The organism is Microbacterium flavescens (assembly GCF_018588945.1).
GTDB lineage: Bacteria > Actinomycetota > Actinomycetes > Actinomycetales > Microbacteriaceae > Microbacterium > Microbacterium flavescens.
Genome location: NZ_JAFIWA010000001.1, coordinates 427,027 through 451,756, shown reverse-complemented (window position 1 = coordinate 451,756; position 24,730 = coordinate 427,027). Strand labels below are relative to the sequence as shown.

Genomic DNA, 24,730 nt, shown 5'->3' with positions numbered 1-24,730 from the left:
ATACCTGCGGGTGCGCCGGAAGCCATGAGGGCGACATGAGATTTCGTGTCGTGTCGGCGAAGGGCGCGGCATCCGGGACTCTCCTTTCGACAGCGATGGCGGCGACCCCTTGTGCATACCCTCCAACCGCTCCGCGGAGGGCGCCGATAGGGTGGAATCCGTGACCGATCAGCCCGACCTCTTCACGACCGCCGGCAAGATCGCCGACCTCCGCGCGCGCTACCAGGAAGCGGTCCTCGATGCCGAGGCCGTCGCCCAGGAGAAGCAGCACGCCAAGGGCAAGGGCACGGCCCGCGAGCGCATCGAGCTCCTCGTCGACCCCGGGAGCTTCGTCGAACTCGACGAGTACGTGCGCCACCGCACCACCGCGTTCGGCATGGACAAGTCGCGTCCGTACGGAGACTCGGTCGTCACCGGCGTCGGCACGATCCACGGGCGCACCGTCGCGGTGTACTCGCAGGACTTCTCCACCTTCGGCGGCTCGCTCGGCGAGGTCGCCGGCGAGAAGATCATCAAGGTCATGGAGTTCGCGCTGCGCTCCGGCATCCCGATCGTCGGAATCCTCGACTCGGGTGGCGCCCGCATCCAGGAGGGCGTCGTCGCCCTCGGCAAGTACGGCGAGATCTTCCGATTGAACACGCAGGCCTCCGGCGTGATCCCGCAGATCTCGATCATCATGGGCCCGGCCGCCGGCGGCGCGGTCTACTCCCCCGCGCTCACCGACTTCGTCGTCATGGTCGACAAGACCAGCCAGATGTTCGTCACGGGCCCCGACGTCATCAAGACCGTCACCGGCGAGGACGTGGGGATGGAGGAGCTGGGCGGCGCGCACACGCACAACACGCGCTCCGGCGTCGCGCACTACCTCGCCGAGGACGAGGACGACGCGATCGACTACGTGCGCACGATGCTCGGCTTCCTGCCCGACAACAACATGTCGGAGCTGCCGGTCTACGAGTCGGGCTTCGAATTCGAGACGACGGATGCCGACCGCGCGCTGAACGCGATCATCCCCGACTCGCCGAACCAGCCGTACGACATCCACCAGGTCATCCGGGGCATCGTCGACGCCGAGGACTTCCTCGAGGTGCAGCCGCTGTTCGCGCCGAACATCGTCATCGGCTTCGGCCGCATCGAGGGGCGCTCGGTCGGCATCATCGCCAACCAGCCGTCGCAGATGGCGGGAACGCTCAACATCGAGGCCGGCGAGAAGGCGAGCCGCTTCGTGCGGTTCTGCGACGCCTTCTCCATCCCCATCGTGACACTCGTCGACGTGCCCGGGTACCTCCCCGGCACCGACCAGGAGTGGACCGGCGTGATCCGCCGTGGTGCGAAGCTGCTCTACGCGTACGCCGAGGCGACCGTGCCGCTGGTGACCGTCATCCTCCGCAAGGCGTACGGCGGCGCGTACATCGTCATGGGCTCGAAGCAGCTGGGCGCCGACATCAACCTCGCGTGGCCGACGGCCGAGATCGCGGTGATGGGCGGCCAAGGCGCCGTGAACATCCTCTACCGCGGCGAGATCAAGCGCGCGGAGGCGGCGGGCGAAGACGTCGCCGCCGTGCGCACCCGGCTCGCCAACGAGTACACCTACAACGTCGCCTCGCCGTTCCTCGCCGCAGAGCGCGGCGAGCTCGACGGCATCATCGAGCCTGCCCAGACGCGCGTGTCGATCGCGAAGGCGCTGCGCGCCCTGCGCGGCAAGCGGGCCAGCCTGCCGCCCAAGAAGCACGGGAACATCCCGCTGTGAGCCCGGCCGACGAGAGCGCCGAGAGCGTCACGATCGACATCCTCCGAGGCTCGGCCACGGAGGAGGAGCTCGCCGCGCTCATCGCCGTCGTCGGCGAGGCCTACGCCACCGAGGCGGCCGAGGCCGTCGCGCCCGACGACACGTCCCGCTCGGCCTGGTCGCTGACGCAGCGCAACCTGCGCGCTCCTCTCCGGTCGGAGCTCGGCTGGGGCCGATTCTCCGGCTGAGCTCGCTCAGACGGAGAATCCGGTTGTCGAGTGCCGCCGCAGGCGGTTTATCGAGACACTCCGGCTGAGCACGCTCAGCCGAGAGTCCGGCTGTGTCCCCCGAAATACCTACAGACGGGGCGCTTGCCCCCCGGAGATACTTGTATCGCTGGAACGCTTCTGCGTTCGGCTGACTCGCTCTCCGCTCTGCGGCAGATCCGAGTTCGGCCACGCGGACTGTTTTCGGGTAACAGTCCGCCAGGCGAGGGGCGGGCGGCTTCGCCGCCCCTCGCCTCCTTCGATTCCGCTCCCCGTCTCGGTACCCCTCCCCCATCGAGACGGGGAGCAGTGTTTTACCGGCCGGCCGGGCCCCCGCGGAGCTAGGCGGCGCCGGGGTGCGGGATCTCGCGCCAGAGATCGACGCCGTCCTCCTCGGACGGTCCGCCGACGGAGGGCGAGCGCCCGACGACCGTGACGGCCACGCGCGCATCCGGCGACGTGCGGATGTACAGCCGGTCGGAGCTCGCCGAGCGCAGCGCCTCCGCGAGCTGGGCGCGGATGATCGCGAGGGTCGCCTCGTCGAGTCCTTCGAGGCCGCCCTCATCGAGCACGGTCACGTTCGCGCCGCGACGCCGCGCTCGCTCCAGCTCGCCGCGCACCTCGTCGTCGAGAAGGCGCGGGCCGCGCATCTCGTCGCGCAGGCGCCCCTCGGCCAGACGCGCCTCGAGCCGATCGTCGTCGGTCAGGCGTCCTCCGGTGGCGACGGTGCGGGTGAGGACGGGCCCGGCCACGGCGAGCGCCTGCTGGACCTGCACACGGCGCTCGCGCTGACGGCCGACCTGCGACGCCTGCCACGCCGAGGCGGCTCGCTGGAGCTGGGCGAGCCTCGAGGTGTCGCGCGCCGCGCGGTCGAGCGAACGGACGAGGAGCTGCGCGCACGTCACCCACACGATCGAGCCGACGAGGCCCAGGGCGAGCGCCGCTGCGGGGCCCATCCAGACCATCGAGCTGACCGCCAGGATGACGATTCCCGCCCAGGCGGTCCACGGCCGGCGCCGCACCATGACGATCGTCATGAGCGCGCCGATGCCGCCGAGGTACCAGGTCGCGAACCCCGACGTGACGGATTCGGGTCCGACGGCGAAGGAGATGGCGTTCGGAACGATGACCGCGGCGGCCAGCGCGAGGATCTGCGCCGGCACGGGGAGCCGGCCCCGCGTGCGGTGCGCGTCGCCGATGTGCTCGGCCTGCGCCGAGGTGGAGGGCGCGGGATCCCAGAAGATGCAGAGCCACGTCGTCGCGAGGTACATGCCGAGCGTCGCGACGACGATCAGCGGGTAGGGCACCGGCTCTGTCCACCACAGCCCGCGCGCGGCGAGGTAGGCGGTGAAGGCGACGGCGAGCGCGATCAGGACGTTCTTGACGCTGATCATTCCGGCCCCTCCGCCCACTCCAGGCGAACGACCGTGCCGTGACGGCCCGAGTCGATGTCGGCGGACCCGCCGACAGCGGCGACCCTCGCGAAGATCGAGGCGCGGATGCCGAGGCGGTCGTCGGGAACCTCGTCGAGGTCGAATCCCTCGCCCGAGTCGCGCACCTCCACGTGGACGGTGGTCCCGGATGCCTCGACCGACGCCGTCAGCCCGACTCCGCCCGCGTGCTGCAGCGCGTTCGCGATGGCCTGCGTCGCCGCGAGGACGAGTGCGCGTGCCACCCGACCGGGGACGTGCGGGCCGTCGTGGGCGATCGCGCGGTCGACCAGCAGGTCGGCACCGAGCTCGTGCGCGGCGGCGTCGATGTCGTCGGCGATCGAGTGCGCGTCGCGCGGCTCGTCCGGCCCTTCGTGGGCGTCCTGCTCGGTGTTGGCGAGGCGCGTGAGCGCCTCGCGCGCCATGGCGACGGCCAGCGTCTGCGCACGTGGCGTGTCGGCCCGCTCCGCCGCGATGAGCGCAGCGAGGACGCTGTCGTGCATGAGGGCGGCCACGGCGATGCGCTCCTGCTCGGCGGCGTCGGCGGCTGCCGCCTGCGCGTACGACGCGACGGCGCGGGCACGCGTCTCGTCGACGTTCGCGGCGACCGAGCGGAAGACCCAGCCGAGCGTGAGGATGACCCCGCCCAGGATCAGCGCGAACGAGACGTCGAGTCCGTTGGCGAACCAGAACTCGCTCGCGAAGCCACCCTGGATGAGACGCACGAGGCCGAACAGGAGCGGCGCGAGGACGGTCCAGACGATCTGCAGCGGGAACGGGAAGGCGAGCACGGCCGCGAGCGTGGCGATGTTGACGAGGTACCAGATCCACGGCTGAGGCGTCGCCGGCGGGGTGCTTCCCGCGGTCGCGATCGGCCAGGCGAGGAGCGCGAGCACGTAGACGAACGCGAAGACGCCCGCCGCGATGCGGACGCCCCGGCCGATGAAGCAGGCGATGATCATGACGGCCAGGGGCGCGAACACGACGATCACCAGGGGCTGATGCCAGCCGGGCCGCTCGTCGGACGGACCGAGCGCGCTCAGCAGGGCCTGCAGGCCGAGCACAAGCGAGCCGAAGCCGCCGACGATGGAGATGATGCGCTCGACACGCGTCCTCGTGAAGGACCCGATGCCCGCGGTGGCCTCCCGCGAATGCGGGATGTGCCCCCAGGCGCTGTCGAGGACCGCCGGTGCGTCAACCGCCACGCGCGATGTCCTCCTGGTCGGCGGGTTCGACGATGCCGTCCTCCATCGCCCGGCGGAGGAGGTCGACCTTGGTCGGCGCGGGGCGGCCCACCTCGACGTACTTGACGCGCACGCGGGTGATGTTCTCCTTGGCGGTGGAGTAGGCGACGCCGAGCCTGTCGGCCACGACCTTCAGCGGCAGTCCTGCCGCATAGAGCCGCAGGACTTCGCGCTCACGAGCCGACAGCTGCGCGTCGGCGAACTCGCGGTCGCCTTCGACGGCGCTCGCCCATTCGACGTTGTTGAGGGGCTCGCCGCGGGCGACCGTCTGCACGGCGGCGATCACGTCGTCGATCCTGGACGACTTGCTCACCACGCCGGCGGCGCCCGCAGCGAGCGCTTCGCGGACTGCCGCGGGCCGGTCAGCGACGCTGTGGATGATCACACTCGACCCGTCGAGGACCAGGCGACGGACGTTCTCGGTCACCGTGGTGCCGTCGCCGAGCGTGAGGTCGAGCACGACAACGTCGGCCGGCGCGGCCGCCGAGAAGGCACGCCACTTGATGTAGTCCGTGACGGTGCTGCCCGAGAAGACGACGTCTTTCGTGCCGGCGCGTGCACACGCGGCCTCGAGTCCGAGTCTGACGGACTCGTGGTCGTCGATGAGCGCAACCCGGGTCATGTCGCCAGCCTAACGCCGACCGGCGACCCGCGTGAGAGCGGTTACCGCCTCGACGTGATGCGAGTGCGGGAAGAGGTCGAGCGCCTGCGCGCCGGTGGTCTCGTAGCCCGCGTCGCGGAAGGTCGCGAGGTCGCGCGCGAGTGCGACCGGGTCGCACGCGACGTACACGACGGCCGCGGGCGACAGCGCGGCGACCGACTCCACGACCGCCCGTCCGGCGCCCGCCCGAGGCGGGTCGAGGAGCACCACGCCGTGTGAGAGCCGGTCGCGTTCGGCCGTGGACGCCTCCGCGGCCAGCCGGGCGAGCCAGCGGTCGACGCGTGCGGTCTCGGCGCGTGCGCCGACCCACTCCGCGAGGTTGTCGCCGGCGTGCTCGGTCGCCCGCGGGTCGGACTCGACGCTCGTGACCCGCGTGGCGGGACCGCCGACGTCGCCCAGGGTGGCTGCGAAGAGACCCACGCCGCCGTACAGATCCAGGTGCCAGGCATCGGCATCCCATCCCACCTCCGGGCCGAGCCCCCGCAGCGTCCGCTCCACCGTCGACGCGAGAGTGGATGCCGCGAGGCGGTGCACCTGCCAGAACCCGCCCGCGTCCACGCGGAACTCACGCGACCCGACACGCTCGACGACGACCTCCGGCGGGGTGCTGCGTCCGGCACCGCCCGAGCCTCCGGAGCCGCGACCACGCCCGCGCCGCGGCCGTCCGCGCGCGATCTCGGGTCGCGGCAGCACGCGCACGCGGCCGTCCGCGGGCTGGACGAGGTCGATGCGTCCCGCCTCGCCCGACCTCAGGCCGAGCGCGGCCCGCTCGACGTCGGGCGTGGCGAGCGGCAGGCTCTCCACCGGGATCACGCGGTGACTGCGCGCGGCGTACGGTCCGACGCGGCCCTCGTCGTCGACGTGGAGGCTCACCCGCGTGCGCCACCCGGTCCCGTCGTCGGTCTCGGCGCCGGCTCCGGCGCTGCCCGCCGGTGCGATGGAGACGTCGGGCTCCGGCATCCGACCGAATCGCTGCAGCGCGTCGCGCAGAACCCGCAGCTTCAGCTCGCGCTGGTGCTCGAGCGCGATGTGCCCGAAGTCGGCGCCGCCGGCGCGGCTCTCGGGTGCGACGGCGATGTCGGCCTCGCGCCAGACGTGCGGCCGGCGGTGGGGCGAGGCATCCCGCACCTCCAACGCCTCGGCGCGCCAGAACGAGCTCTTGCTCGCGTCGGTCACGCGCGCGACGACGCGTTCGCCGGGCAGGACGTCGGGGACGAAGACCACGCGCCCCTCGTGCCGGGCGACGAAGACGCCGCCGTGGGCGACGTCTCCGATCTCGAGTTCGAGGATCGGCCCTGCGTCGCCTGTCGAATCGCTCACGAGGGAGAGCCTACGGTGGACCCATGCGCGTGTGCCTCGCCTCGACCTCGCCCGCCCGCCTGATGCTCCTGCAGCAGTTCGGCATCCGTCCGCTCACGGTCGCGCCCGAGGTCGACGAGGAGGCGGTCGTCGCCGCGGTCGAGGCGTCCGAGGGGCGCGTCCTGGCACCCGACGAGCACGTCCTGCTGCTCGCGCGTCGCAAGGCGGCCGACGTCGCCGCGCGTCTGGTAGACGACATCCCCGGCTTCGACGGAATCGTCATCGGCGGCGATTCCATGTTCGAGCTGGACGGCGAGGTGCTCGGCAAGCCGCTCACCGCCGAGAACGCCGTCGCCCGGTGGCACGCCATGCGCGGGCGCACCGGTGCGCTCCACTCCGGTCACGCCGTGGTGCGCGTCGCCCCCGGCGAGGCTGCGCACGAGGTGCACGCGGTGGCCGAGGCATCCGTCACCTTCGCGGATGACGTGACGGATGCCGAGATCGAGGCGTACGTCGCATCGGGCGAGCCGCTCCACGTCGCCGGCGCCTTCACGGTCGACAGCCTCGGCGGCGCGTTCATCACCCGCGTCGAAGGCGACCCCTCCACGGTGGTCGGCATGTCGGTGTCGACCCTGCGGCGGCTCGTGCGCGAACTCGGCGTCGACTGGCCGCGGCTGTGGTCGACGACCGACCCGTCGCTCGAGCACACCGACCTCGGCGAGCACTCCGAGGGCTGAGAGCGGTTGTGGGACGAGTCCCATGTTTCCACCCGGTTCTTGTGCGAACCAGTCAAATCCCGGCCACGGGCCGTGGGTAGGCTGGCACGCATGCCCCAGATCGCCAAGGTTCTCGTTGCCAACCGCGGCGAGATCGCCGTCCGCGTCATCCGCGCCGCCCGTGACGCCGGAAAGGCCTCGGTGGCCGTCTACGCCGAGCAGGACCGCGACGCCCTGCACGCCCGCCTCGCCGACGAGGCCTACGCCCTCGACGGGACGACCGGCGCCGAGACGTACCTGTCGATCGAGAAGATCCTGTCCGTCGCCCGCCGCTCCGGCGCCGACGCCGTGCACCCCGGCTACGGCTTCCTCGCCGAGAACGCCGAGTTCGCCCGCGCCGTCATCGGCGCCGGCCTGATCTGGATCGGCCCGAGCCCCGAGGCCATCGAGTCGCTCGGCGACAAGGTCACCGCCCGCGCCGTGGCCGAGAAGGTCGGCGCGCCGCTGGCTCCCGGCACCCCCGGCCCCGTGGCCGGCGCCGACGAGGTCGTCGCGTTCGCCGAGCAGGTCGGCCTGCCTATCGCCATCAAGGCGGCGTACGGCGGCGGCGGCCGCGGCCTCAAGGTCGCCCGCACGATGGACGAGGTGCCCGAGCTGTTCGAGTCCGCGACGCGCGAGGCGATCACGGCCTTCGGTCGCGGCGAGTGCTTCGTCGAGAAGTATCTCGACAAGCCGCGTCACGTCGAGACGCAGTGCCTCGCGGATGCCGCGGGCAACGTCGTGGTCATCTCGACGCGCGACTGCTCCCTGCAGCGCCGGCACCAGAAGCTCGTCGAAGAGGCGCCCGCGCCCTTCCTCACCGACGAGCAGAACACGACCCTCTACGCGTCGTCGAAGGCCATCCTCAAGGAGGTCGGCTACGTCGGCGCGGGCACGTGCGAGTTCCTCATCGGGGCCGACGGCACCATCTCCTTCCTCGAGGTGAACACCCGCCTGCAGGTGGAGCACCCCGTGTCGGAGGAGGTCACCGGCATCGACCTCGTGCGCGAGCAGTTCCGCCTCGCCGAGGGCGAGGAGCTCGGGTACGACGACCCGACGCCCGAGGGCCACTCGATCGAGTTCCGCATCAACGGCGAAGACCCCGGCCGCGGATTCCTCCCGCAGCCCGGCCCGATCCACGTCTTCAAGACCTTCGGGGGTCCGGGCATCCGCCTCGACTCCGGCGTCACCGCCGGCGACACCGTCTCGGGCGCGTTCGACTCGCTCCTCGCGAAGATCATCGTCACCGGACGCGACCGCGCTGCGGCGCTCGAGCGCTCACGCCGCGCGCTCGACGAGTTCGAGGTGGCGGGCATGCCGACCGTGCTGCCTTTCCATCGCAAGGTCGTGCGCGACCCCGCCTTCACGGCCGAGGACGGCCGCTTCGGCGTCTTCACGCGCTGGATCGAGACCGAGTTCGTCAACGACATCCCCGCGTGGGACGGTGAGCTCGAGGCGCCCAAGCCCAGCGAGCACCGCCACACCGTCGTCGTCGAGGTCGCCGGGAAGCGACTCGAAGTGAGCCTGCCCGACCGCGTGGTCGCGGCCCCGGGCGTCGCCGGCCGACCCGCCGCCGTGCCGCCGTCGCGCCGCTCGCACGCGCCGACCGTCGTGGCCGGGGCATCCGGAGACGGCGTCAAGGCGCCCATGCAGGCGACGATCGTCAAGGTCGCCGTCGAGGACGGCCAGCAGGTCGTCAAGGGCGACCTCGTCGTGGTGCTCGAGGCCATGAAGATGGAGCAGCCGATCCAGGCGCACAAGGACGGCACGGTCGGCGCGATCAACGCCGACGCCGGCACCACCGTCGCCGCAGGGCACCAGCTGCTCACCATCTCCTGACGGGTCGCGCGGACGCCGATCCGGAGAGGAGAGCGGATGCCGCGGCATCCGCTCTCTCGGATTCAGCCGCCGTAGACCTTGTGGTCGACGACGTGCATCGCGCGGGCGGCGTCGGTGATGCTGCCCGACAGGGACGGGTACACCGCGAAGACGCGGGACACCTGGTCGACCGTGAGGCGGCGCTCGACGGCGATGGCGATCGGGTAGATCAGCTCGGACGCGCGCGGCCCGACGATCACACCCCCGACCACGGTGCCGCTTCCCGCGCGGGCGATGAGCTTCACGAAGCCGTCCCTGATTCCCATCATCTTGGCGCGTGGGTTGGCGGCCAGCGGCAGCTTGTGCACGACGGCGTCGATGAGGCCGTCGGCGATGTCCTTCTCCTGCCAGCCGATCGTCGCGATCTCGGGCGCGGTGAAGATGTTCGAGGTGATGCGGCGGCGTTCGAGCGGTATCACCACGTCGCCGAGCGCGTGGAAGATCGCGGTGCGGCCCTGCATAGATGCGACGGAGGCGAGCGGCACGAAGGTCGTGCAGTCACCGGCGGCGTAGATGTTCGGCACCGACGTGCGCGCGACCCGGTTCACCTGGATGTTGCCCGACTCGGTCATCTGCACGCCCGCCTGCTCCAGGCCGATGCCCGCGGTGTTGGGGATCGATCCGACCGCGACGAGGCAGTGGCTGCCTTCGACGGTGCGGCCGTCGCTGAGGGTCACCAGCACGCTCTCGCCGAGGTTCTCGACCTTGTCGGCTCGCGACTTCGACAGCAGTGTCATGCCGCCGCGCTTGAACACGCGCTCGAGCACGGCTGCGGCATCCGAATCCTCACCCGGAAGCACCTGGTCGCGGCTCGACACGAGCGTGACCTTGGCGCCGAGGTTCATGTAGGCGCCGGCGAACTCGGCGCCCGTGACGCCCGAGCCGACCACGATGAGGTGCTCGGGGATGGCCTTCATGTCGTAGAGCTGCGTCCACGTCAGAATGCGCTGGCCGTCGGGCCTCGCGGTCGGCAGCTCGCGCGGCGACGAGCCGGTCGAGACGAGGAGCGTGTCGGCCTCGATGCGGTCGAAGTCGGTGCCGCCGGGTCCTGTCGAGACCACGACGGCGTTCTCGCCCTCGAGCCGCCCGTGGCCGGAGATGATGCGCACGCCCGCCTCGGCGAGTGAGGCGCGCATGTCGTCGGACTGCTGCCGCGCGAGCGACAGGAGCCGCTTGTTGACGGCGGCGAGGTTGATGGCGATCTCGGGCTTGAGCGGCTTGCCGTCCGCGCCCTTCGCGAACACCTGCACGCCGAGGTCGCCCGCTCCGGCGATCGCGACGGCCGCGTCGGCGGTGGCGATGAGCGTCTTCGACGGCACGACGTCGGTGATGACCGCCGAGCCGCCGATGCCGGCCCGTTCGACCACGGTCACCTCGGCTCCGAGCTGGGCGGCGGCCAGCGCCGCTTCGTAGCCGCCGGGGCCGCCGCCGATGATGGCGACGCTCTGAGTGCGCTCGAAGCTCAAGGACATGACGTCCATTCTCCCCTGCCGGGTGCCCTCGCCACGACATCCGCTCCCGTCCGCGCTGCTGGCTCTCACCGCCGCAGGTTCCTAGAGTGGTGGGCATGTCTGACACCATCGGCAATCCCCTCGACGACCCCTCGGCCGACCCGTTCGAGATCGCTGCGGCCGCAGCGGCCGACATCGCCCGCCTCACGGGCGTCGAGCGCCACGACATCGCCCTCACCCTCGGCAGCGGCTGGGGCAAGGCGGCGGACCTCATCGGCGAGACCACCGTGACCATCCCCGCGACCGAGGTGACCGGATTCTCCAGCCCGGCGCTGGAGGGTCATGTCGGCACCCTCCGCAGCATCCTCACGCCGAAGGGCCGCCGCGTGCTGGTCATCGGCGCCCGCACGCACTATTACGAGGGGCACGGCGTGCGCCGCGTGGTGCACAGCGTGCGCACCGTCGCCGCGACCGGTGCGCGCACGATGGTGCTCACCAACGGAGCCGGCGGGATCAAGCACACCTGGTCGCCCGGTCAGCCGGTGCTGATCAGCGACCACATCAACCTGTCCGGCGACTCGCCGCTCGAAGGTGCCACCTTCATCGATCTCACCGATCTCTACTCGATCCGGCTCCGCGACCTCGCACGCACGATCGATCCCTCGCTCGACGAGGGCGTGTATTGCCAGTTCCGCGGGCCGCAGTACGAGACGCCGGCCGAGGTGCGGATGGCGAAGACCATCGGCGGCCACATCGTCGGCATGTCCACCGCGCTCGAGGCGATCGCCGCCCGGCAGGCGGGCCTCGAGATCCTGGGCTTCTCACTCATCACGAACATGGCCGCCGGCATCCAGACCACTCCGCTCAGCCACCAGGAGGTCATCGAGGCCGGCCGCGACGCCGAGCCCGTGATCTCGTCGCTCCTCGCGCGAGTGGTCGGCGCGCTGTGAGCGACGCCGAGGTCCCGGCGGCCGCGCCCGACCGGCAGGAGCCCGCACCGCCGACCGTGCCGGCCGGCGCGGCCGACGAGGCATCCGTCCTCGATCGTGCCCGCACGTGGCTCGCGCAGGACCCCGACGGCGAGACGCGCGCCGAGCTGCGCGCGCTCATCGCCGCCGCCGAATCGGGCGACCAGGCGGCCTCCGCCGACCTGGAGGACCGCTTCGCGACACGCCTCGCGTTCGGCACCGCGGGTCTGCGGGGCGAGCTCGGCGCCGGCAGCAACCGCATGAACCGCGTGCTCGTGGCGCAGGCGGCCGCGGGCCTGGCGGCATACGTCCGCGAGAAGTCTGCGGGCGATGCGGCCCCCGTGGTCGTCGTCGGCTACGACGGACGCCGCAACTCGCACGTGTTCGCCCAGGACTCCGCAGAGATCTTCGCCGGAGCGGGCCTGCGAGCGATCCTGCTGCCCCGCCTGCTCCCCACGCCCGTGCTGGCCTACGCGGTGCGGCACCTGGGCGCCGCCGCCGGGGTGATGGTCACTGCCAGCCACAACCCGCCCGACGACAACGGCTACAAGGTGTACCTCGGCGGCGCCGACGACGGATCCCAGATCGTCGCGCCCGCCGACGCCGAGATCGCCGAGCACATCGAGCGCGTGGCCGAGCAGGGCGACATCTCGACGCTGCCGCGCTCGCTGGGCTACGAGATCGCCCCCGAATCGATCGTCGAGGACTACGTCGCCGCGACCGCGGCCGTCGCGCCCGCACCCGAAGGAGCCGCGGGCCTCGCCTGGGTCTACACCGCGATGCACGGCGTCGGATGGGAGACCTTCGCGCGCATCCTCGACGCTGCCGGCTATCCCGCGCCCGAGCCGGTGACGGCCCAGCTCGAGCCCGACGGCGCCTTCCCCACGGTGGCGTTCCCGAACCCCGAGGAGCCCGGGGCGATGGACCTCGCCTTCGAGCGCGCCCGCGAGGTGGGCGCCGAGCTCGTGATCGCGAACGATCCCGACGCCGACCGGCTCGCCGTCGCCCTTCCCGACCCGTCGTCCGACGGCGGGTGGCGCCGGCTCACGGGCAATCAGATCGGCCTCCTGCTGGGGTGGCGCGCCGCGCGGCTCGCGGCAGAGACCGGGACGGCCGACGGCGCGTCGCTGGCGTGCTCGCTGGTGTCGTCGCCCGGGCTCGAGGTGGTCGCCCGGCACTACGGCCTCGACTTCCACGCGACCCTGACCGGGTTCAAGTGGATCTCGCGGGCCCCCGGGATGGTCTACGGATTCGAGGAGGCCCTCGGATATCTCGTCAATCCCGAGACCGTGCGCGACAAGGACGGCATCTCGGCGGCCGTGGCGATGCTCGGGATGGTGTCGGAGGCCCGCGGCCGCGGGGCCTCGCTGGCCGATCTCCTCGCCGAGTTCGACGACACGTTCGGCGCCTTCGCCAGCGACCAGGTCTCGGTGCGGGTCGACGACGTGTCGACCATCGCGCGCATCATGGCGGGGCTGCGGGCGCAGCATCCGGCCGCGATCGGCGACGTCGCCGTCGAGCGAGTGGACGACCTGCTCGAGGGGGTCGACGACTTCCCGCCGGGCGACGTGCTGCGGCTGTGGCTCGTCGACGGATCGCGCGTGATCGTGCGCCCGAGCGGGACCGAGCCCAAGCTCAAGCTGTACCTCGATGTGCGCGGAGACTCGCCGGCCGATGCCGCCGAGCGGATCGCCGGGCTGACGGCCGGGGCGAAGCGACTGCTGGACGACCTCGGCGCCTGACCCATCTCGAGGGCTCGTGTCCGAGCCCCGTGCTAGAGTCCGTTCGCGATATATCGTGATTGCGCTCTCCTGCGGAGCGGGCGCACGATGTACCGGGGGATTCGCGTCGAGACGAGGAGCAGACGATGGCCGGCGCGCAGGACGAGCACGAAGCGGATGCCACGGCCGAGGCATCCGATCCCCCTCACTGGCTCCGCAAGGTCGTCCTCTTCCTGAGCGGCCAGACGATCAGCCTGCTGGGCTCGATGCTCGTGCAGTACGCGGTGTTCTGGTACCTCACCATCGAGTACCGCTCGGGCGTCTACATGATGCTCGCGGCGCTGTTCGGGTTCCTGCCGCAGGCGGTCGTGTCGATCTTCGGCGGTGTATGGGCCGACCGTCACAACCGCAAGTACCTGATCATGGGCGCGGATGCGGCGATCGCCCTGTCGACCCTGGCGCTCGCGCTGATCATGATGACCGGCTTCGACGCGGTCTGGCTCCTGTTCGCGGTCATGGCGGTGCGGTCGGCCGGCGCGGGCATCCAGATGCCGGCTGTGGCCGCGCTCATCCCGCAGATCACGCCGACGCGCAACCTCATCCGGGTGAACGGCATCAACGGATCCATCCAGTCCGGGATGGCCCTGCTGGCGCCCGCGGCCGCCGGCGCGATCTACGCGTGGTCGTCGGCCGCGACCGGCGGAACGGCCGCCTCGCTCGTCCCCATCTTCTTCATCGACGTCGTCACCGCGGTGATCGGCATCGGCATCCTCGCGTTCATCCCGGTGGGCACCGTGCGGCGGGCGTCCGACGTGCAGACGGGCTACTTCGCCGACCTCGCCGACGGCGTGCGCTACATCGTGCACCACGCCTTCGTGCGGTGGCTGCTCATCGTGTTCGCCATCATCTTCGTGCTCACGGTGGCACCGTCGAACCTCACGCCCCTCATGCTCGTGCGCTCGTTCCCCGCGGGCACCGAGCAGGACGTCGTGAACCTCGCGGTGCTCGAGATCGCGTTCAGCGTCGGCATGATGCTCGGCGGCATCCTCGTCGCGTCCTTCTTCGCCAAGCGCAGCCGGATCGGCCTGATCGTCGTCTCGTCGCTGGTGTTCGGCGTGCTGTCGATCGGGCTCGGGCTCGCCCCGAACGTGTGGATCTTCTTCGGCTTCATGTTCCTCGTCGGCCTCGCCGTGCCGTTCTTCTCGACACCGTCGATGACGCTGCTGCAGGAGACCGTGGAGCCCGAGCGCCAGGGGCGCGTGTTCGGTTTCGTCGGCATCGTCATGGCCGTGGCCATGCCGCTGGGCATGGTCGTGTTCGGGCCGCTCGCCGACGTCATGCCGATCGAGGTCCTGCTCGTGGCGGCGGGCATCCTCACGTTCGTCGTGATCGGGCTCGCGGTCTGGCTCCCGGCCGGACAGCGGGCGATCACGGCGGCGCGCACGGCGTCGCAGGTCGCCGGCGGCGACCCCACGGTCGCAGCGGCGACGGTCGAAGAGGCGATGCACAGCAAGGAGCCGTGAGCCGCGGCATCCCGCCCCGCGTCCTAGGCTCGGAGGATGCTCCTCACGCAGCCGACCACGCTCGAGAACGCCTACGTCCGACTCGAGCCGCTCAGCCTCGATCACGTCGCCGACCTCGCCGAGGCAGCGGTCGGACTCGAGCACGCCTGGTACACCTCCGTCCCGCAGGGCGACGACGTCGCAGCCGACGTGGCACGCCGGCTCGCGTGGCAGGACGAGGGCCACATGACGGCTTGGGCCGTGCGTCGCCTCGACACCGGCCGCGTGGTCGGCGAGACGACGTTCTGCAACATCGACCAGGCCAACCGGCACGTCGAGATCGGCCACACCTGGATCGGGGTCGACGCGCAGCGCACGTTCGTCAACTCCGCGTCGAAGCTGCTGCTGCTCGGCCACGCGTTCGAGGCGTGCGAGGCGATCGCGGTCGAGTTCCGCACGCACTGGCACAACCGCCAGTCGCGCGCGGCGATCGCCCGGCTCGGCGCGAAGCAGGACGGCGTGCTGCGCAACCACCGCCTCGGCCCCGACGGGACGCTCCGCGACACCGTGGTCTTCTCGATCCTGCCCGCCGAGTGGCCGGCGGTGCGCCTCGGGCTGGAGGAGCGCCTCCGCCGCGCGTGACGCCGTAGTCCCGGCATCCGATGTTCACACCCTTCGGGTTTGGGGCGCGTTGCCGCCGTCGGGGCGCGCAATGTGCGCCCCAATGAACGAGATGCGCCCCAAACCCCGCGTGAGTCCCGACCGGGGACCGCTCCCCCACCGGCCGCAGCTCAGCCGCGTTTTCCACAGGTCATCCGCGCCGTGGCTGTCCGCGGCGCCGTGGGCGGAAACTCCGAGTGTGGGTAATCTCGCTCTCCTCCGAAGCAGCGACCTGGACGAGCGCGGGATGACGCCGCGGCGTATCCGCGCTGAACTCGCTTCCGGCGCGCTAGTGCGCCTGCGGCCTGGCGTCTATGCCTCGGGCTCGAAGTGGAAGGCTTCGACTCCCGGTCAGCAAGTCATCGCCCGCGCCCGAGCGCTGGCGCTGATCTCCACGACGCCCCCGCTGTTCTCGCACGAGACCGCGGCCGCACTCCAGGGGCTGCCGCTCTACAAGCCCGACCGGAGCAGAGTGCATGTCATCGCCCCGATCGGCCGGCCGGGAAGAGCGACGGGCGTGATTCGCCATCGCGGTGACGTCCCGGCCGACGAACTCGAGGAAATCGACGGGATGCTGTGCACCGGCCTCGAACGCACCGCCGCCGACTGCGCGCGAACGCAATCATTCGAGGCATCGGTGACGATCGCCGACGCGGCCCTCCGACGGGTCGCGTTCACCGGCGCTGCCTCGTACGACCTCGCGGCCGCGGAGAGGTTCAGAGCGGCAGCACTCACCATCGCGCAGCGTTCGGCGCATGGGCAGACCCGCGCACAGCGCACACTGCGTTTCGCCGACGGCCGCGCACAGCTCCCCGGGGAGAGCCTCAGCCGCGTCCGTCTCCATGAACTGGGCTTCCGAGAGATCCGGCTTCAAGTGCGGGTCCCGGGTCCCGGCGGTCGAAACTTCTACGTCGACTTCGGGATCGAGGAAGCACAGGCTTTCGGAGAGTTCGATGGCGCAATGAAGTACGTAGACGGACGATTGACCGACGGAAGAACCGCGTCACAGGTCGTCGACGACGAGAAGCAGCGTGAGGACTGGATACGTGGCACGACCCAGCGTCGGCTCGTCCGGTGGGGCTGGCCGCATATCGCCGACGCCGAGGGGCTCGGGCGACGCCTCACGGCTTTCGGGATCGACCCGCCGGCGTGAGCGCAGCGGGTCTCGGGCGCAGATCGTCCGTTGGGGCGCCGAATCTGCGCCCCAACGGACAGAACGCGCCCCGCACCCGGACGAACGAACGACGAGCGGATGCCGCGGCCGCGGTCAGCCGTCGATGACGGCGACCAGCTCGTCGAGGAACCCGCCGAAGTCGGAGGACCGCCGGACGATCCGCTGAACGCTGTCGCGCTCGGAGAAGACCTCGACGAACTGCTCGAACACCGTCTGGAACGCCTCGCGGTCGGTCTCGGAGAACGCCACCAGCGCCACGACCTGCACGCGCCCCTCGCCCCACGGGATCGACGGGTCGGCGATGCCGATGGCGATCGAGGTGCGGGTCGCTGTCATCCCGAGCGCGTGGGGCACGGCGAGCGCGTCGGTGAACGCCGTCGACGACATGCGCTCGCGCTCGATGGTGCGCTCGACGTAGTCCTCGTCGATGACGCCCTGCGCGATGAGGGTGTCGCCGAGGCGACGGATGACCGCCTCCTCGCCCGCGAACGCCGGCTCCGGTCCGCGCGACGCCGTCGTTCCCACGGCGTCCAGCCCCGGAACGAAGGCCGTGGGTGCGAAGTACCGCTCGAGCTCGGTGCGGAGCCGCGCGAGGCGCCGACTGCGGCGGATCCGGCCTGCGGCCGCCTGAACGCGCTCGATGTCGGCGTCGGTGAGGAACGGCTGGATCTTGACGATCCGCTCCCCCGGCACGGCCGGGTCGATCGTCGTGAGCACGAGGTCGGTGTCGATCGACGCCCAGTCGGGATCGACCCGCGTCTCGACCCCGACGACCTCGATCGCCTGGCCGAGCGAGCGGTCGACGCTCGACCGCAGCAGCTCGTGCAGGTCGTAGTAGCCGGGGCACACGATCGTCGCCGTGAGCAGCTGATCGGCGCGGCGGCTGCGTTCGAGGCGGCCGCCGACGTGCATCGCGATGTACGCGATCTCGTCGTCGGGGAGCGGAATGCCGAGCCGCTCCTGCAGGCGGCTGGCGATGAACACGGCGACCTCGAAGATCATCGGGTACGTCGACTTGAGCGAACGGGTGAGCGGATTGCGAGACCATGCCTGCTCCCGCGCCCGGTGCTGCAGATTCTGCACGTGGAGCGCGAGCCGCAGGATGAAGTCCTCGTAGGCGATGTCCACGAGGAACTCGGCCGATGCCGTGCCGACGACGTCGCGCACCGCCGCCTCGACCTCGGGGTCGAGGCGGGACCGGGCGTGGTCGGCCGGAGCTTCGGCGCCCGGAGCCACCACGCGCGTGAGGACGAGCGTCGCCAGGTGCTGGAGGTCGCCCGTGCCGAGCTCGACGCCGAGGTGCTTCTCCGCGAGCCTGCCGAGCAGCGCCGCGACCTCCTGCTGCGTCGGGCTGCCGCCGGCCGCGGTCCCCTCGAGGGCGCGCTCCTGCGACACCCGGTCGGCCGCGATCGCGATGTGCATCACGACGTCGGCGATGCCGAACTCGTTGACGAAGTAGCCGAGCGCGCCGAGCTCGGCGACGAGGTCGGCCTTGAACGGGCCGAAGGCGGCCGCTCCGACGGAGTCCTCGCCCAGCGTGCGGCGGAGGGCCACGATGTCGAAGGATCCGGCATCCATCTCGTCGTGGGCCAGTCTGCTGAGCAGGCGCCGCTGCGCCATCTCGGTGCCGCGCAGACGCGCGCGCGACGCCGAGCGCTCGAGGGTCAGCTCGGTGCCGCCGAGCAGCCCGCGCACGCGCGCGAGGTCGGCGTCGAGCGTCGCCGGGCTGACGTGCAGCCGGTCGGCGAACTCGAACGTATCGACGCCGTCGGGGTCGTCGAGGAGGGCGCGCACGAGCGTGTGCAGGCGATCGCGCGGGGTTCCGGCATCCGTCCCCGTCGTTCGCTGCGCAGCAGCCGCCTCGGGTCCGGGGCGATAGCCGAGCGGTCCTGACTCGATCGCCGAACCGGGGGCGACACGCGCATTCACCGCGGTGACGTACGAGCGGATGCTGCGGGGCGTGACCCCCAGCGCATCGGCCAGCGTGGCGGCCGTCGCCCAGTCGCCGTCGCGCAGCAGCAGGCCGAGCAGCCTGTCCTGTCGCGCTCGCGTCACGGCGGTCCTTCCCTCGATGGCGGGGCCTCAGCCGCCCGGTTCCGCCTCGGCGGCCGGGTGGTGCCAGTCAACCACGCGCGGCGCGGACGGGACCGGATCGTGCCCTCGATCCGGCCGCCGGTTTCCGCCCCACCGGAAGAAGCCCTGGTTGTCCGCTCTCAGGGAACTCACAAGAATGGCCGTATGGAGGCGGGTCGATGAGGATCCTGGTGGTCTGCGGAGCGGGTGCGTCGAGCACCTTCGTCGCCCAGCGCGTGCGCCACGCAGCCCACGACGCAGGGTTCCCCTACTCCGCCTTCGCCGGCACCGAGCAGTCGCTTCCGATCGACCTCGATGCCGCGGACGTCGTCCTCGTCGGTCCGCATCTCGCGCATGCGCTGGAGCGCATCGAGCGGGATGCCGCGGCCAGAGGAACGACAGTGGTGCTGCTGCCGTCCGACATCTTCACCGACAAGGACGGCTCACGGACGCTCGCACTCATCCGAGACGCGGTCGGGGCCTCCGGGGGGCCGGCCCCGACCGCGGGCACACCCGGCCGGGCCGCATCCGCGGACTCGATCCCCACCAGCGACTGACGACAGAGAGGTCACACCATGGCATCCATCTCACGGACCGTCCGGATCGGCTCCGCGCACGGCCTGCACGCCCGGCCGGCGAAGCTCTTCGCGCAGGCGGCGAAGGAGGCCGGAATCCCGATCACCGTCGCGAAGGACTCCGGCACGCCGGTCAACGCGGCGAGCATCCTCGGCGTGATCGCGCTCGGCGTCGAGCAGGGCGACTACGTCACGCTGACGGCCGACGGAGACGGTGCCGAGGCGGCGCTGGACAACCTCGCCGAACTCCTCACGACCGACCACGACGCGGCGTAGACCATGACCGAACTACGGGGAGTGGGCATCGGTCTGGGCGTCGCGCAGGGGCCGGTGGCACGCATGGCCGAGCCGCTGCCGGCACCGAGCGACGCGCCGAGCACCATCGCGGCCGACGAGGAGAAGGCCCGGGTGACCGAGGCGGTCGGCGCGGTGGCACGCGAGCTCGAGCAGCGCGGCGCGCAGGCCGGCGGTGCCGCGCAGGACGTGCTCGAGGCGCAGGCCATGATGGCGGAGGACCCGAGCCTCGCCGACGAGGTCGCGTCGCGCATCGATCAGGGCAAGACGGCGGAGTTCGCCGTCTTCGACGCCTTCGCCTCGTTCCGCGAGCAGCTCACGGCGCTCGGCGGCTACCTCGGCGAGCGCGCCGCCGACCTCGACGACGTCGCCCAGAGGGTGATTGCGCGGCTGCGCGGCGAACCGGCTCCGGGCGTGCCCGATCCGGGGCATCCGTTCGTGCTCGTCGCGAAGGATCTCGCCCCCGCCGACACCGCGATGCTGGATCTCGACAAGGTGCTCGCGCTCGTCACGACCGAGGGCGGACCGACTTCGCACACCGCGATCCTGGCCCGCGAGAAGTCGATCGTCGCCATCGTCGGCGCGGTCGACGCGAAGAGCCTGCGCGACGGCGAGACGGTGATCGTGGATGCCGCGGCCGGCGTCGTCACGACAGCGCCGACCTCCGACGAGCTCGAGCGCGCCCAGCGCCGCGCGGAGGATCGGGCGTCGGCGTCGTCGGCGCCGATCACCGACGGGGCGCTCGCCGACGGCACGCCGATCCCGCTGCTGGCCAACCTCGGCAAGCCGGAGGCCGCCCTCGATGCGGTCGCGCTCGGCGCCGAGGGGGTCGGGCTCTTCCGCACCGAGTTCCTGTTCCTCAGCTCGGCCCAGGCTCCCACCGTGGAGCAGCAGCGCGAGGCGTACACGAAGCTCCTCTCGGCGTTCCCGGGCAAGAAGGTTGTCGTGCGGGTGCTCGACGCCGGCGCCGACAAGCCGCTCGCGTTCCTCAACGACGCTCACGAGGAGAACCCCGCGCTCGGCCTCCGCGGCATCCGCGCCCTGCGCGCGAGTGAGGACATCCTGCGCGAGCAGCTGACGGCGCTGGCAGACGCGGATGCCGCGACCCGCCGCACGCCGGAGGGCGCGGCCGACCTGTGGGTCATGGCGCCGATGGTGGCCACCGTCGAGGAGGCGGTGTACTTCACCGACCTCGCCCGCGACTACGGCATCAAGACCGCGGGCGTGATGGTCGAGGTCCCCTCCTCGGCGCTGCTCGCCGACCGGATCCTGGAGCACAGCGACTTCGCGTCGATCGGCACGAACGACCTCACGCAGTACACGATGGCCGCCGACCGGATGCTCGGATCGGTGGCGGGCCTGCAGGACCCGTGGCACCCCGCCGTCCTGAGGCTCATCCGCGAGGTGGGCGACGCCGGGCGCGTCCACGGCAAGCCCGTCGGCATCTGCGGCGAGGCCGCCGCCGACCCGCTCCTGGCGGTCGTGCTCGTCGGCCTCGGCGCGACGAGCCTGTCGATGGCGCCCACCGCGCTCGCCGACGTGCGCGCCACCCTGCTCCAGCACTCCCTCGACGATGCGCGCGTCATCGCCGAGGCCGCCCTCGCCGCGAACGATGCGGCATCCGCCCGAACCGCGGCTCAGGAAGCCGCGACCCGATCGAAGGAGACATCGCAATGACAACGACGTCAGCGCCCGCAACGGGCATGAACAAGGCGAGGGTGGGGGTGCAGCGGTTCGGCACCTTCCTCTCCGGCATGATCATGCCCAACATCGCGGCGTTCATCGCCTGGGGCTTCATCACGATGCTCTTCATCCCCGCCGGATTCTTCGGCGTGGACAGCCCCTTCGGCTGGCACTGGTACCCCGTCTCCGAGATCATCGGCGGCGGCGGCGACCAGGCGATCATCGGCTGGCAGGGCTCCATGGTGGCCCTCGCCGAGGCCGACGGCGCGACCTTCTGGGCATATGTGGGCCTGGTCGGCCCGATGGTCACCTATCTCCTGCCGCTCCTCATCGCGAACACCGCGGGCCGCATGGTCTACGGCGAGCGCGGCGGCGTGGTCGCGAGCATCGCGACGGTCGGCGTCATCGTCGGCACGAACATCCCGATGTTCCTCGGCGCGATGATCATGGGTCCGCTCGCGGCGCTCATCACGAAGTGGATGGACCGCATCTGGGACGGGAAGATCAAGCCCGGCTTCGAGATGCTGGTCAACAACTTCTCCGCAGGCATCCTGGGCATGATCCTCGCGATCGTCGGCTTCTTCGCCTTCGGCCCGGTGATGCTCGGCATCAGCGCGGTCCTCGGCGGAGCGGTCGGCTGGCTCGTCGACATGAGCCTGCTGCCCCTGGTGTCGATCATCGTCGAGCCCGCGAAGGTGCTGTTCCTCAACAACGCCATCAACCACGGAGTCTTCACGCCGCTCGGCATCGAGCAGGCGGCCGAGACCGGCAAGTCGATCCTCTTCCTCATCGAGGCGAACCCCGGACCGGGCCTCGGCCTGCTGCTGGCCTTCACCTTCTTCGGGGTCGGCGCGGCGAAGGCCTCGGCACCCGGCGCGATCATCATCCAGTTCTTCGGCGGCATCCACGAGATCTACTTCCCGTACGCGCTGAGCAAGCCGATGACGATCCTCGCCCTCATCGCGGGCGGCGCGACCGGCGTCACGACCAACATGATCCTGGGCGGCGGTCTCGCGTTCCCGGCGGCTCCCGGCAGCATCATCGCGGTCACCGCCGCAGCCATCGGCCCCGGCGTCGGCAACCTGCTCGTGGTCTACCTCTCGGTGATCCTGGCGGCGACCGTGACGTTCCTCGTCGCCGGCGTCATCCTGCGGGCATCGCGCAAGCGGGACCTGCTCGCCGAAGCCGACTCGTTCGGTGCGGCGATCAGCCAGACCGAGGCCAACAAGGGCAAGTCGTCGGCGGCGATGGACGCGCTGCGCGCCTCGGACGGCAAGGACAAGGCCGCGCTCCGTGACGCGGAGGAGGCCGTCGACAAGCTGGAGACCGAGGCCGAGACGGCCGGCGTCGCCGATGGCGGCGTCCTGACCACCAAGCGGGTGCGCAACATCGTGTTCGCGTGCGACGCGGGCATGGGGTCGTCCGCGATGGGCGCCAGCGTGCTGCGCAACAAGATCAAGAAGGCGGGCATCGAGGACGTCACGGTGGTCAACAAGGCCATCGCGAACCTGGATGCCTCCGCCGACCTGGTCATCACCCAGAATCAGCTGACGGACAGGGCGCGCAAGCAGACGCCCACATCCGTTCACGTCTCGGTGGACAACTTCATGAACTCGCCTAAGTACGACGAGGTCGTGGACCTCGTGCGCGACCAGCACCAGGATGGTGCGTAGGCGCTGAAGACGGCTGCGGAGCCGGGCGGCGTGAGGCCCCCGGCTCCGTGGTCTCGGTTGAGATCATCCGGACCCACGACGAAAGGCGACGAAGACATGGCACGTGACGTACTGAGCATCGGGCAGGTGCGCATCCACAGCGGCAGCGCGACGCGGGAGGATGCGATGAAGGAGGCCGCCGACATCCTCGAATCCGCGGGGGCTGTCACGAGCGCCTACTTCGACGCGATGCAGCAGCGCGAGCAGACGGTGTCGACGTACATGGGCAACGAGCTGGCCATCCCGCACGGCACGAACGAGACCAAGCACACGATCCTCGATTCGGCCCTGTCGGTCGTCCGCTACGACGGCGGCGTCGACTGGGATGGCGAACCGGTCACCTTCGTCGTGGGGATCGCCGGCAAGGGCGACGAGCACCTCGAGATCCTCTCGCAGATCGCCATCCTCTTCTCCGACGAGGACGAGGTCCAGAGGCTCAAGGACGCCCAGTCGCCCGAGGAGCTGTTCGCACTGGTCTCCGCCGCGGGCGTGTGATGAAAGCCGTCCACTTCGGCGCCGGCAACATCGGGCGCGGGTTCGTGGGACTCCTGCTGCACGAGGGCGGGTACGACCTCGTCTTCTCGGATGTCGCGGCCCCGCTCGTCGACGCGATCAACGCGGTCGACTCCTACACCGTCCACGAGGTCGGCGAGGGCGGGCGCGACACGGTGGTCACCGGCTTCCGGGCGATCAACAGCGCCGAGCACCCCGACGAGGTGATCGACGAGATCGCGTCCGCGAACGTCGTCACGACCGCCGTCGGGCCGACGATCCTGAAGTTCGTCGCCCCGCACATCGTCGCCGGCCTGGCGCTGCGCGACCCCTCCTCCCCGCCGCTGCAGATCATGGCGTGCGAGAACGCGATCAATGCCACCGACGTGCTGCGCGACCTCATGAAGGACTCCGCGGGGGACGCGTGGGAAGCGCTGACCGCGCGCGCCGTGTTCGCCAACACCGCCGTCGACCGCATCGTGCCGGCTCAGCCGGAGGGCGCCGGCGTCGACGTCACCGTCGAGCCGTTCTACGAGTGGGCCATCGAGCGTCCGCCCTTCGGCGACGAGCCGCCCGTCATCCCGGGCGCGCACTTCGTCGACGACCTCGCGCCGTACATCGAGCGCAAGCTCTTCACGGTGAACACGGGGCACGCCACCACGGCGTACTTCGGGGCGCAGGCCGGCATCGACACGATCGCGGCGGCCCTCGCCGACGAGGCCATCGCGGCACGGGTCGCGGCCGCGCTCGAGGAGACCTCCGCGCTGCTGGAGGCCAAGCACGGGCTGGATGCCGCCGACCTGGCGAGCTACCGCGCGACCATCCTCGGGCGCTTCCGCAACGCGGCGCTGCCCGACACGGTGTGGCGCGTCGGCCGTCAGCCGCTGCGCAAGCTCTCGAGACACGAGCGGTTCGTCGGGCCTGCGGCCGAGGCGGCCGAGCGCGGCCTGTCGGTCGAGGCCCTCGTGGCCGCGGTCGGCGCGCTGCTCGCCTTCGACGACGCCGAGGACCCGCAGTCGGTGGATCTGCAGCGGATGCTGCGCGAGCAGGACGCCGCGACGTTCACCGAGACGACGACCGGCCTCGAGCCGCAGCATCCGCTCTTCGCGAAGATCGCGGCCGTCGTGGAGGCGCGGCAGGCGGCGCTCGGCGTCTGAGGCGCG

At 71.3% G+C, this 24,730-nt stretch carries 21 protein-coding genes; 15 read left to right on the top strand and 6 right to left on the bottom strand.

The genetic code is table 11. The features are described 5' to 3' along the window. Positions 1-160 precede the first annotated feature (160 nt). Both JX005_RS02110 and JX005_RS15975 read left to right on the top strand, forming a co-directional pair. Entirely contained in the window at positions 161-1,750 is a 1,590-nt protein-coding gene (locus JX005_RS02110) for an acyl-CoA carboxylase subunit beta (protein ID WP_372447308.1), read from the top strand. After that, positions 1,747-1,977 (top strand): acyl-CoA carboxylase subunit epsilon, encoded by a 231-nt coding sequence (locus tag JX005_RS15975; protein ID WP_214465740.1) that lies wholly within the window; start codon positions 1,747-1,749, stop codon positions 1,975-1,977. The genes JX005_RS02110 and JX005_RS15975 overlap by 4 nt, the downstream gene beginning before the upstream one ends. 359 nt (positions 1,978-2,336) lie before the next feature. Here the strand turns inward: JX005_RS15975 and JX005_RS02100 are convergent, their stop codons facing one another. The 4 genes from JX005_RS02100 to JX005_RS02085 are packed head-to-tail and all read right to left on the bottom strand — an operon-like array spanning position 2,337 to position 6,650. Further along, complete coding sequence (locus JX005_RS02100; protein WP_214465739.1) at positions 2,337-3,389, bottom strand: DUF8320 family protein; 1,053 nt, start codon at positions 3,387-3,389, stop codon at positions 2,337-2,339. After that, positions 3,386-4,630, bottom strand: a complete 1,245-nt coding sequence (locus JX005_RS02095) for a sensor histidine kinase (protein ID WP_214465738.1) — start codon at positions 4,628-4,630, stop codon at positions 3,386-3,388. Before JX005_RS02095 ends, JX005_RS02100 begins: the two co-directional genes overlap by 4 nt. After that, the gene (locus JX005_RS02090) at positions 4,620-5,291 is read right to left on the bottom strand and encodes a response regulator transcription factor (protein ID WP_214465737.1); all 672 of its coding nucleotides are present in this window, start codon (positions 5,289-5,291) and stop codon (positions 4,620-4,622) included. Before JX005_RS02090 ends, JX005_RS02095 begins: the two co-directional genes overlap by 11 nt. Positions 5,292-5,300: 9 nt before the next feature. Continuing rightward, positions 5,301-6,650, bottom strand: coding sequence for a class I SAM-dependent RNA methyltransferase (locus JX005_RS02085; RefSeq protein ID WP_214465736.1), 1,350 nt, complete (start codon positions 6,648-6,650; stop codon positions 5,301-5,303). Between the two features lie 23 nt (positions 6,651-6,673). Between JX005_RS02085 and JX005_RS02080 the strand changes: the two genes are divergently transcribed. Next, positions 6,674-7,366 carry a Maf family protein gene (locus JX005_RS02080; protein ID WP_214465735.1) on the top strand — a complete coding sequence of 231 codons (693 nt, stop codon included), beginning with the start codon at positions 6,674-6,676 and terminating at the stop codon, positions 7,364-7,366. A 90-nt stretch (positions 7,367-7,456) separates the two neighbouring features. Continuing rightward, a complete protein-coding gene (locus JX005_RS02075) occupies positions 7,457-9,223 on the top strand; it encodes an acetyl/propionyl/methylcrotonyl-CoA carboxylase subunit alpha (protein ID WP_214465734.1) in 1,767 nt (588 codons plus the stop codon). A gap of 62 nt (positions 9,224-9,285) precedes the next feature. Here the strand turns inward: JX005_RS02075 and JX005_RS02070 are convergent, their stop codons facing one another. Next, positions 9,286-10,734 (bottom strand): NAD(P)H-quinone dehydrogenase, encoded by a 1,449-nt coding sequence (locus tag JX005_RS02070; RefSeq protein WP_372447307.1) that lies wholly within the window; start codon positions 10,732-10,734, stop codon positions 9,286-9,288. A gap of 95 nt (positions 10,735-10,829) precedes the next feature. On the opposite strand from JX005_RS02070, the gene JX005_RS02065 reads away from it, so the two are divergent. The 5 genes from JX005_RS02065 to JX005_RS02045 all read left to right on the top strand — a co-directional run bounded on the left by JX005_RS02065 (position 10,830) and on the right by JX005_RS02045 (position 16,717). Further along, positions 10,830-11,663, top strand: a complete 834-nt coding sequence (locus JX005_RS02065; RefSeq protein ID WP_214465732.1) for a purine-nucleoside phosphorylase — start codon at positions 10,830-10,832, stop codon at positions 11,661-11,663. A 56-nt stretch (positions 11,664-11,719) separates the two neighbouring features. Next, positions 11,720-13,423: a phospho-sugar mutase gene (locus JX005_RS02060; RefSeq protein WP_307858486.1), complete on the top strand. Its 1,704-nt coding sequence runs from the start codon at positions 11,720-11,722 to the stop codon at positions 13,421-13,423. A 125-nt stretch (positions 13,424-13,548) separates the two neighbouring features. Then, the gene (locus JX005_RS02055; RefSeq protein ID WP_214465730.1) at positions 13,549-14,925 is read left to right on the top strand and encodes an MFS transporter; all 1,377 of its coding nucleotides are present in this window, start codon (positions 13,549-13,551) and stop codon (positions 14,923-14,925) included. Positions 14,926-14,961: 36 nt separating this feature from the next. Next, positions 14,962-15,546 (top strand): GNAT family N-acetyltransferase, encoded by a 585-nt coding sequence (locus JX005_RS02050; protein ID WP_214465729.1) that lies wholly within the window; start codon positions 14,962-14,964, stop codon positions 15,544-15,546. 82 nt (positions 15,547-15,628) lie between these two features. After that, the gene (locus JX005_RS02045; RefSeq protein WP_214465728.1) at positions 15,629-16,717 is read left to right on the top strand and encodes a type IV toxin-antitoxin system AbiEi family antitoxin domain-containing protein; all 1,089 of its coding nucleotides are present in this window, start codon (positions 15,629-15,631) and stop codon (positions 16,715-16,717) included. Positions 16,718-16,831: 114 nt separating this feature from the next. On the opposite strand, the gene JX005_RS02040 is transcribed toward JX005_RS02045, so the two are convergent. Further along, positions 16,832-18,793 (bottom strand): BglG family transcription antiterminator, encoded by a 1,962-nt coding sequence (locus tag JX005_RS02040; RefSeq protein ID WP_214465727.1) that lies wholly within the window; start codon positions 18,791-18,793, stop codon positions 16,832-16,834. A gap of 197 nt (positions 18,794-18,990) precedes the next feature. Between JX005_RS02040 and JX005_RS02035 the strand changes: the two genes are divergently transcribed. From JX005_RS02035 to JX005_RS02015, 6 genes are all read left to right on the top strand, one after another. Then, the gene (locus JX005_RS02035; RefSeq protein WP_214465726.1) at positions 18,991-19,368 is read left to right on the top strand and encodes a PTS sugar transporter subunit IIB; all 378 of its coding nucleotides are present in this window, start codon (positions 18,991-18,993) and stop codon (positions 19,366-19,368) included. 18 nt (positions 19,369-19,386) lie between these two features. Then, complete coding sequence (locus JX005_RS02030) at positions 19,387-19,662, top strand: HPr family phosphocarrier protein (protein WP_214465725.1); 276 nt, start codon at positions 19,387-19,389, stop codon at positions 19,660-19,662. A gap of 3 nt (positions 19,663-19,665) precedes the next feature. Continuing rightward, the gene (gene ptsP, locus JX005_RS02025; RefSeq protein ID WP_214465724.1) at positions 19,666-21,357 is read left to right on the top strand and encodes a phosphoenolpyruvate--protein phosphotransferase; all 1,692 of its coding nucleotides are present in this window, start codon (positions 19,666-19,668) and stop codon (positions 21,355-21,357) included. Further along, positions 21,354-23,036 (top strand): PTS mannitol transporter subunit IIBC, encoded by a 1,683-nt coding sequence (locus tag JX005_RS02020; protein ID WP_246533400.1) that lies wholly within the window; start codon positions 21,354-21,356, stop codon positions 23,034-23,036. The genes ptsP and JX005_RS02020 overlap by 4 nt, the downstream gene beginning before the upstream one ends. Positions 23,037-23,132: 96 nt before the next feature. After that, positions 23,133-23,570: a PTS mannitol transporter subunit IIA gene (locus JX005_RS15970; RefSeq protein WP_246533399.1), complete on the top strand. Its 438-nt coding sequence runs from the start codon at positions 23,133-23,135 to the stop codon at positions 23,568-23,570. After that, on the top strand, positions 23,570-24,724 hold the full coding sequence (locus JX005_RS02015; RefSeq protein ID WP_214465723.1) for a mannitol-1-phosphate 5-dehydrogenase: 1,155 nt from the start codon (positions 23,570-23,572) through the stop codon (positions 24,722-24,724). The genes JX005_RS15970 and JX005_RS02015 overlap by 1 nt, the downstream gene beginning before the upstream one ends. Positions 24,725-24,730: the final 6 nt, after the last annotated feature.

What these genes read in the sequence shown, in the direction of transcription:
- JX005_RS02070 (WP_372447307.1), bottom strand. Translation starts at nt 10,734, where the DNA reads ATGTCCTTGAGCTTCGAGCGCACTCAGAGCGTCGCCATCATCGGCGGC.
- JX005_RS02050 (WP_214465729.1), top strand. Translation starts at nt 14,962, where the DNA reads ATGCTCCTCACGCAGCCGACCACGCTCGAGAACGCCTACGTCCGACTC.
- JX005_RS02015 (WP_214465723.1), top strand. Translation starts at nt 23,570, where the DNA reads ATGAAAGCCGTCCACTTCGGCGCCGGCAACATCGGGCGCGGGTTCGTG.
- JX005_RS02055 (WP_214465730.1), top strand. Translation starts at nt 13,549, where the DNA reads ATGGCCGGCGCGCAGGACGAGCACGAAGCGGATGCCACGGCCGAGGCA.
- JX005_RS02045 (WP_214465728.1), top strand. Translation starts at nt 15,629, where the DNA reads ATGAACGAGATGCGCCCCAAACCCCGCGTGAGTCCCGACCGGGGACCG.
- ptsP (WP_214465724.1), top strand. Translation starts at nt 19,666, where the DNA reads ATGACCGAACTACGGGGAGTGGGCATCGGTCTGGGCGTCGCGCAGGGG.
- JX005_RS02100 (WP_214465739.1), bottom strand. Translation starts at nt 3,389, where the DNA reads ATGATCAGCGTCAAGAACGTCCTGATCGCGCTCGCCGTCGCCTTCACC.
- JX005_RS02080 (WP_214465735.1), top strand. Translation starts at nt 6,674, where the DNA reads ATGCGCGTGTGCCTCGCCTCGACCTCGCCCGCCCGCCTGATGCTCCTG.
- JX005_RS02020 (WP_246533400.1), top strand. Translation starts at nt 21,354, where the DNA reads ATGACAACGACGTCAGCGCCCGCAACGGGCATGAACAAGGCGAGGGTG.
- JX005_RS02035 (WP_214465726.1), top strand. Translation starts at nt 18,991, where the DNA reads ATGAGGATCCTGGTGGTCTGCGGAGCGGGTGCGTCGAGCACCTTCGTC.
- JX005_RS02090 (WP_214465737.1), bottom strand. Translation starts at nt 5,291, where the DNA reads ATGACCCGGGTTGCGCTCATCGACGACCACGAGTCCGTCAGACTCGGA.
- JX005_RS02075 (WP_214465734.1), top strand. Translation starts at nt 7,457, where the DNA reads ATGCCCCAGATCGCCAAGGTTCTCGTTGCCAACCGCGGCGAGATCGCC.
- JX005_RS02065 (WP_214465732.1), top strand. Translation starts at nt 10,830, where the DNA reads ATGTCTGACACCATCGGCAATCCCCTCGACGACCCCTCGGCCGACCCG.
- JX005_RS02030 (WP_214465725.1), top strand. Translation starts at nt 19,387, where the DNA reads ATGGCATCCATCTCACGGACCGTCCGGATCGGCTCCGCGCACGGCCTG.
- JX005_RS15970 (WP_246533399.1), top strand. Translation starts at nt 23,133, where the DNA reads ATGGCACGTGACGTACTGAGCATCGGGCAGGTGCGCATCCACAGCGGC.